Source organism: Escherichia sp. MOD1-EC6021 (assembly GCF_002965245.1).
In the GTDB taxonomy this organism is placed as follows: domain Bacteria; phylum Pseudomonadota; class Gammaproteobacteria; order Enterobacterales; family Enterobacteriaceae; genus Escherichia; species Escherichia coli_F.
Window position 1 is genome coordinate 121,802 of record NZ_PTRU01000006.1, and the last position, 6,711, is coordinate 128,512.

Here is a 6,711-nt window from a genome sequence, read left to right on the forward strand (position 1 = left end):
CCAATCACTCTTTCGGTTTAAACCGCAGCAACCGGTTGGCGTTACTCACTACGGTAATCGACGAGAGTGCCATTGCTGCCCCGGCTACTACCGGGTTAAGCAGTGTTCCCGTGAACGGCCACAAAATACCGGCGGCGACCGGAATACCAATGCTGTTGTAGATAAACGCACCGAGCAGGTTCTGCTTCATGTTGCGCAGCGTTGCGCGGGAAATTGCGAGCGCATCCGCAACACCCATCAGGCTATGGCGCATCAGGGTAATCGCCGCGGTTTCAATGGCAACATCACTGCCGCCACCCATAGCAATACCGACATCCGCCTGAGCCAGCGCTGGCGCGTCGTTAATGCCGTCGCCCACCATTGCCACCTGACGTCCTTCACTTTGCAGACGTTTGATCGCTTCGGCTTTACCGTCTGGCAGCACGCCGGCTATCACCTCATCAATCCCTGCTTCTTTGGCGATCGCATTGGCGGTGGTGGGGTTATCCCCGGTTAGCATCACCAGACGATATCCCGCTTTATGCAGACGTTGCAGCGCCGCCACGCTATCACTACGCAATGGATCGCGTACAGCCAGCAAGGCCACCGCTTTCCCGTCAACCGCCAGCAGCACAGGCGTTGCCCCTTGCGATGCCTGAGCTGAAATATCTGCTTCAATCGCTTTAGTATCGACTTGCTGGTCATTTAACAACGCCTGATTACCCAGCAATAACGCATGACCTTCTGCTTCACCGCTCACGCCCAGCCCACGCAATGTACGGAAGCTGTTGACCTGCGGCAGCTGCATATCGCCTGCTTTATCGAGGATCGCCCGTGCCAGCGGATGGCTGGAACCTTGTTCCAGTGCCGCCGCCAGACGCAGCGCCTGCGCTTCGTCAACATCAGCAAATGTTTTCACCGCGACAACCTGCGGTTTACCTTCCGTCAGCGTCCCGGTTTTATCGAATACTACGGTATCGAGCGTACTGGCGCGCTGCAGCGCGTCGGCGTCCCGCACCAGCACGCCAAATTCAGCCGCACGCCCGACGCCGGAAATAATCGACATTGGCGTTGCCAGCCCCAGCGCACACGGGCAGGCGATAATCAGTACCGTAGTGGCAATCACCAGGGTATAAACAATTTGCGGTGCCGGACCAAAGAAGTACCAGATTGCCGCACTGACCAGCGCAATCACCACCACTACCGGCACAAATACGGCAGAGATTTTATCCGCCAACTGGCCGATTTCCGGTTTACTGCTCTGGGCCTGGCGCACCATACGAATGATCCGTGACAGCGTAGTATGGCTGCCAACCGCACTGGCACGAAACAGCACGCTACCGTCCTGCACCACGGTACCGGCATGAACGCTATCGCCTTCGCCTTTTTGCTGTGGGATAGGTTCGCCCGTCAGCATTGCTTCATCCAGCCACGCTTCGCCCTGGGTAATTTCACCATCTACCGGTACACGATCGCCGGTCGTCAGGCGTAGTAACATACCAGGCTGAACATCTGCCAGCGGCACGCTTTTTTCACCTTCGTCAGTAACCAGGCGCGCCGTCGGCGGGGTTAAATCGAGTAACTTTTCCAGCGCCTTTGAAGAACGCTGACGTGCGCGCGCTTCCAGCATATGACCGAGATTAATCAGACCGATAATCATCGCACTGGCTTCGTAATAAAGATGTCGCGCTTCCATGGGGAACCACTGCGGCCACAGGTTGACGCTCATTGAATAGAGCCACGCCACGCCAGTACCCAGCGCCACCAGCGTATCCATTGTCGCCGCACCGTTCAGCAGGCTTTTCCATGCGCTACGGTAAAAATGCCCGCCGGCGAAAACCATTACCGCCAGCGTTATCAGGCCGATAACTAACCACAGACTGCGGTTGTCGGCGGTGACCATCATGTTATCGCCGATCATCCCCCAGACCATCACCGGGATACCTACCGCCAGAGCGACAATTGCCTGCCAGCGGAAGCGCTTCATGGTAGCGACGGCGGTTTCCTGCTGGCGCTCGCGGCGTTTAGCGTCATCTTCAATCGCTTCCGCGCCGTAGCCCGCTTTTTCCACCGCCTGCACTAAATCTTGTGGGGAGGCACTGCCCATCACCAGCGCAGTACGCTCCGCCAGGTTTACCCGTGCCTGAGTGACGCCCGGTACGCTTTGCAGCGCATTTTGTACGCGGGTAACACAGCTGGCGCAGCTCATGCCGCTCAGCAGCAACTGCTGACTGTCATCGTCATCGGCGTTTGCTGCCGGAAGCGCCTCAGAAACCGCTGTCAGTGCTTCCGACGGGATTGATGACTCCGCCAGCGGTTTAGCCTTTGGGTGGCTTACAGATGCGTCATAACCCGCTTGTTTGATGGTTTCGATCAGCTGTTCTGCACTGGCAGTGCCGGTAACGTGCGCTTCAGTGATAGACACATCCGCCTGCTCAACATCCGGGCGCTGTTCGAGACTTTCTTTCACGCGTTTAACGCAGTGACCGCAGGACAGGCCGTCCAGGGTCAGGTCGATAGTTTGTGACATAACGTACTCCTTTAAGACAGTTTTGACTGGCTGTGATAAAGGTTAAACCTTCCAGCAAGGGGAAGGTCAAGAAATTAATAAACCAGGCGGGTAAAAGTCCGTAAAGATTAAAAAATCGGCTCAATTTGCATCAGGATTAGACATTTATCTCTTTGTTTTCCTGTAGTTAAGTCGCGGGTGCTAAGTTAAATCAGGATGCCTGAAAATCGGCACCGGGGTGAGGAATCCCCTCCCGCATCTATAAAAAGGAGTTAACAAAAGATGTTAGATGCAAACAAATTACAGCAGGCAGTGGATCAGGCTTACACCCAATTTCACTCACTTAACGGCGGACAAAATGCCGATTACATTCCCTTTCTGGCGAATGTCCCTGGTCAACTGGCGGCAGTGGCTATCGTGACCAGCGATGGCAACGTCTATAGTGCGGGTGACAGTGATTACCGCTTTGCGCTGGAATCCATCTCGAAAGTCTGTACGTTAGCCCTTGCGTTAGAAGATGTCGGCCCGCAGGCGGTACAGGACAAAGTTGGCGCTGACCCGACCGGATTGCCCTTTAACTCGGTTATCGCCTTAGAGTTGCATGGCGGCAAACCGCTTTCGCCACTGGTAAATGCTGGCGCTATTGCCACCACCAGCCTGATTAACGCTGAAAATACTGAACAACGCTGGCAGCGAATTTTACATATCCAACAACAACTGGCTGGTGAGCAGGTAGCGCTCTCTGATGAAGTCAACCAGTCGGAACAAACAACCAACTTCCATAACCGGGCCATAGCCTGGCTGCTGTACTCCGCCGGATATCTCTATTGTGATGCAATGGAAGCCTGTGACGTGTATACCCGTCAGTGCTCCACGCTCATCAATACTGTTGAACTGGCAACGCTTGGCGCGACGCTGGCGGCGGGCGGAGTGAATCCGCTGACTCATAAACGCGTTCTTCAGGCCGACAACGTGCCGTATATTCTGGCCGAAATGATGATGGAAGGGCTGTATGGTCGCTCCGGTGACTGGGCATATCGCGTTGGTTTACCGGGCAAAAGCGGTGTAGGTGGCGGTATTCTGGCGGTCGTTCCTGGTGTGATGGGAATTGCCGCGTTCTCACCACCGCTGGACGAAGAAGGCAACAGTGTTCGCGGTCAAAAAATGGTGGCATCGGTCGCTAAGCAACTCGGCTATAACGTGTTTAAGGGCTGATCATGATGAACACGGAAGGTAATAACGGTAACAAACCCCTCGGTCTATGGAACGTCGTTTCCATTGGCATTGGGGCAATGGTGGGGGCGGGGATCTTCGCGCTGCTGGGGCAGGCTGCGTTGCTAATGGAAGCCTCGACCTGGGTCGCCTTTGCTTTTGGCGGTATTGTGGCGATGTTTTCCGGTTATGCCTATGCGCGTCTGGGGGCGAGCTATCCCAGCAATGGCGGTATTATCGACTTCTTTCGTCGCGGATTAGGCAACGGCGTCTTTTCGCTGGCGCTCTCGTTACTGTACCTGTTGACGCTGGCGGTGAGCATCGCCATGGTCGCCCGTGCTTTTGGCGCTTATGCCGTGCAGTTTTTGCATGAAGGCAGCCAGGAGGAGCACCTTATTCTGCTCTACGCGTTGGGGATCATTGCGGTGATGACGCTATTCAACTCTTTAAGCAACCATGCGGTAGGACGGCTGGAAGTGATCCTCGTCGGCATTAAAATGATGATCCTGTTATTGCTGATTATTGCCGGTGTCTGGTCGCTACAACCGGCGCATATTTCCGTCTCTGCGCCTCCCAGCTCCGGTGCGTTCTTCTCCTGTATCGGGATAACCTTCCTTGCCTATGCGGGCTTTGGCATGATGGCGAACGCGGCGGATAAAGTGAAAGATCCGCAGATCATTATGCCACGGGCGTTTCTGGTGGCGATTGGCGTTACCACGTTGCTTTATATCTCGCTGGCGCTGGTTTTGCTTAGCGATGTATCGGCATTAGAGTTAGAAAAATATGCCGATACCGCCGTAGCGCAGGCAGCATCTCCGCTCCTCGGGCATGTGGGTTATGTGATCGTTGTCATCGGTGCTTTACTGGCGACGGCTTCAGCCATCAACGCGAACCTGTTCGCCGTGTTTAACATCATGGACAACATGGGCAGCGAACGCGAACTGCCAAAGCTAATGAATAAATCTCTGTGGCGGCAGAGTACCTGGGGCAACATCATCGTCGTGGTGTTGATTATGTTGATGACGGCGGCGCTAAATTTAGGCTCACTCGCCAGCGTTGCCAGTGCCACCTTTTTGATCTGCTACCTGGCGGTGTTTGTGGTGGCGATGCGCCTGCGTCATGATATCCATGCCTCGTTGCCGATTCTTATCGTTGGCACGTTGGTTATGTTGTTGGTGATCGTTGGCTTCATCTACAGTCTGTGGTCCCAGGGCAGTCGTGCTCTGGTATGGATTATTGGCGCGCTCTTACTCAGCCTTATTGTGGCAATGGTCATGAAGCGCAATAAAGCCGTATAAAACCTCTCTGGGCGCAGTACTTTCTGTACTGCGCCTTTGTCTTTAATTCAAATTTCCTTTCTTATTCCTTTAATAAATAAGTCACAAAAAAATGATATATACGCGATAAATCTGTGATGCTAATCATTTATTGCTGTGGATTATTCTTAATGCGTATGATGGTAATCTAAAAGTCGTAGTGTATTCTAAATAAATAACGTATAAGCTTTTTAACTGCATTTCTTTTCCAATCTCAATGTTCGACAAAAGAGGTGCACAAGTTATTACCCTTCTTAATAAAATGAGACTGGTTATAAAAACCAGTTAAAATAATGACCTGGAAGGAAGTGACTTATCTATGGCGCGATTCCAGTTTAAAAGCCGTAAAAATAATGGGTTTATTTTTTTAATAAGTTTTATGGTGATGGGAGAAGCTACAATTGCTGCACCGCTGCCACAATGGGCGAACGCCCCAGCGGTAACGCCAGTTGCCCGATTATCTTTACAGGAAAGTATATTACGCGCCTTTGCGCGAAATCCCGACGTCACTCAACAGGCGGCGCAGATAGGTATTGGCGAAGCGCAAATTGATGAAGCCAAAAGTGCCTGGTATCCGCACGTTGGATTAACCGGCAACGCGGGGCCGTCCCGACAAACGGACTCCAGCGGCAGGCTTGATAACAACGTTTCGTATGGCATAACCCTGACACAGCTGGTGTATGACTTCGGTAAAACAGATAACGATATCAAACTGCAAACCGCCGCTCGTGACAGCTACCGCTTTAAATTGATGGCAACTTTAACCGATGTTGCCGAAAAAACGGCGACTGCCTATATGGAGGTCAGTCGTTATCAGGCGTTGTGCGATGCGGCTCAACGCAATATCCACTCGCTGGAAAACGTCTACAACATGGCGGCGCTGCGCGCTAACGCTGGTCTGAACTCATCGTCAGATGAATTGCAGGCCCAGACGCGTATAGCGGGAATGCGCTCGACGCTGGAGCAATATCAGGCGCAGATGGCGAGCGCCAAAGCGCAACTGGCGGTGCTCACTGGCGTCCAACCGGAGGCGATAGCCGAGCCACCTGCTGAATTAGCCGAGCAGCCGGTATCGTTGAAAAATATTGATTACCAGTCCATCCCGCTTGTACTGGCGGCAGAAAACTTACGCCAGTCTGCACAGTACGGCGTGGAAAAAACTAAAGCGCAATACTGGCCGACGCTCAGTATTCAGGGCGGCAAAACGCGCTACCAGACCAGCGACCGCTCGTACTGGGACGACCAGTTACAACTAAACGTTAACGCGCCGCTGTATCAGGGCGGCGTGGTTTCAGCCCAGGTGCAACAGGCCGAAGGGCAACAAAAAATCTCTGCCTCGCAGGTCGAACAGGCAAAACTGGATGTGCTGCAACGAGCGTCTGTGGCATATGCGAACTGGACCGGCGCACGGGGTCGCGAAGAAGCCGGTTTAGCACAATCCGAAAGTGCGCACAAAACGCGAGATGTGTACCAAAATGAATATAAATTGGGCAAACGCAGTCTGAATGATCTATTAACCGTCGAGCAAGATGTCTTTCAGGCGCAATCGGCTGAAATAAATGCCAATTATGATGGCTGGGTCGCCGCAGTGAATTATGCCGCTGCGGTTAATAACCTTATTCCATTAGCGGGAATTAAACAGGGCTTATACAACGACTTACCCGACTTGAAATAATCCTGCCATTATTAATATCA

At 53.0% G+C, this 6,711-nt stretch carries 4 protein-coding genes; 3 read left to right on the top strand and 1 reads right to left on the bottom strand.

What is annotated here, in order from left to right; all coding sequences use genetic code 11:
• Positions 1–4 precede the first annotated feature (4 nt).
• On the bottom strand, positions 5–2,509 hold the full coding sequence (gene copA / locus BEB54_RS09315; protein ID WP_105271974.1) for a copper-exporting P-type ATPase CopA: 2,505 nt from the start codon (positions 2,507–2,509) through the stop codon (positions 5–7).
• A 261-nt stretch (positions 2,510–2,770) separates the two neighbouring features.
• On the opposite strand from copA, the gene glsA reads away from it, so the two are divergent.
• The 3 genes from glsA to BEB54_RS09330 all read left to right on the top strand — a co-directional run bounded on the left by glsA (position 2,771) and on the right by BEB54_RS09330 (position 6,691).
• Positions 2,771–3,703, top strand: a complete 933-nt coding sequence (gene glsA, locus BEB54_RS09320; RefSeq protein WP_001591634.1) for a glutaminase A — start codon at positions 2,771–2,773, stop codon at positions 3,701–3,703.
• A 2-nt stretch (positions 3,704–3,705) separates the two neighbouring features.
• Positions 3,706–4,998 (top strand): APC family permease, encoded by a 1,293-nt coding sequence (locus BEB54_RS09325; protein WP_105277212.1) that lies wholly within the window; start codon positions 3,706–3,708, stop codon positions 4,996–4,998.
• Between the two features lie 337 nt (positions 4,999–5,335).
• Positions 5,336–6,691, top strand: coding sequence for a TolC family outer membrane protein (locus tag BEB54_RS09330; RefSeq protein WP_105277213.1), 1,356 nt, complete (start codon positions 5,336–5,338; stop codon positions 6,689–6,691).
• The last annotated feature ends 20 nt before the right edge of the window (positions 6,692–6,711 follow it).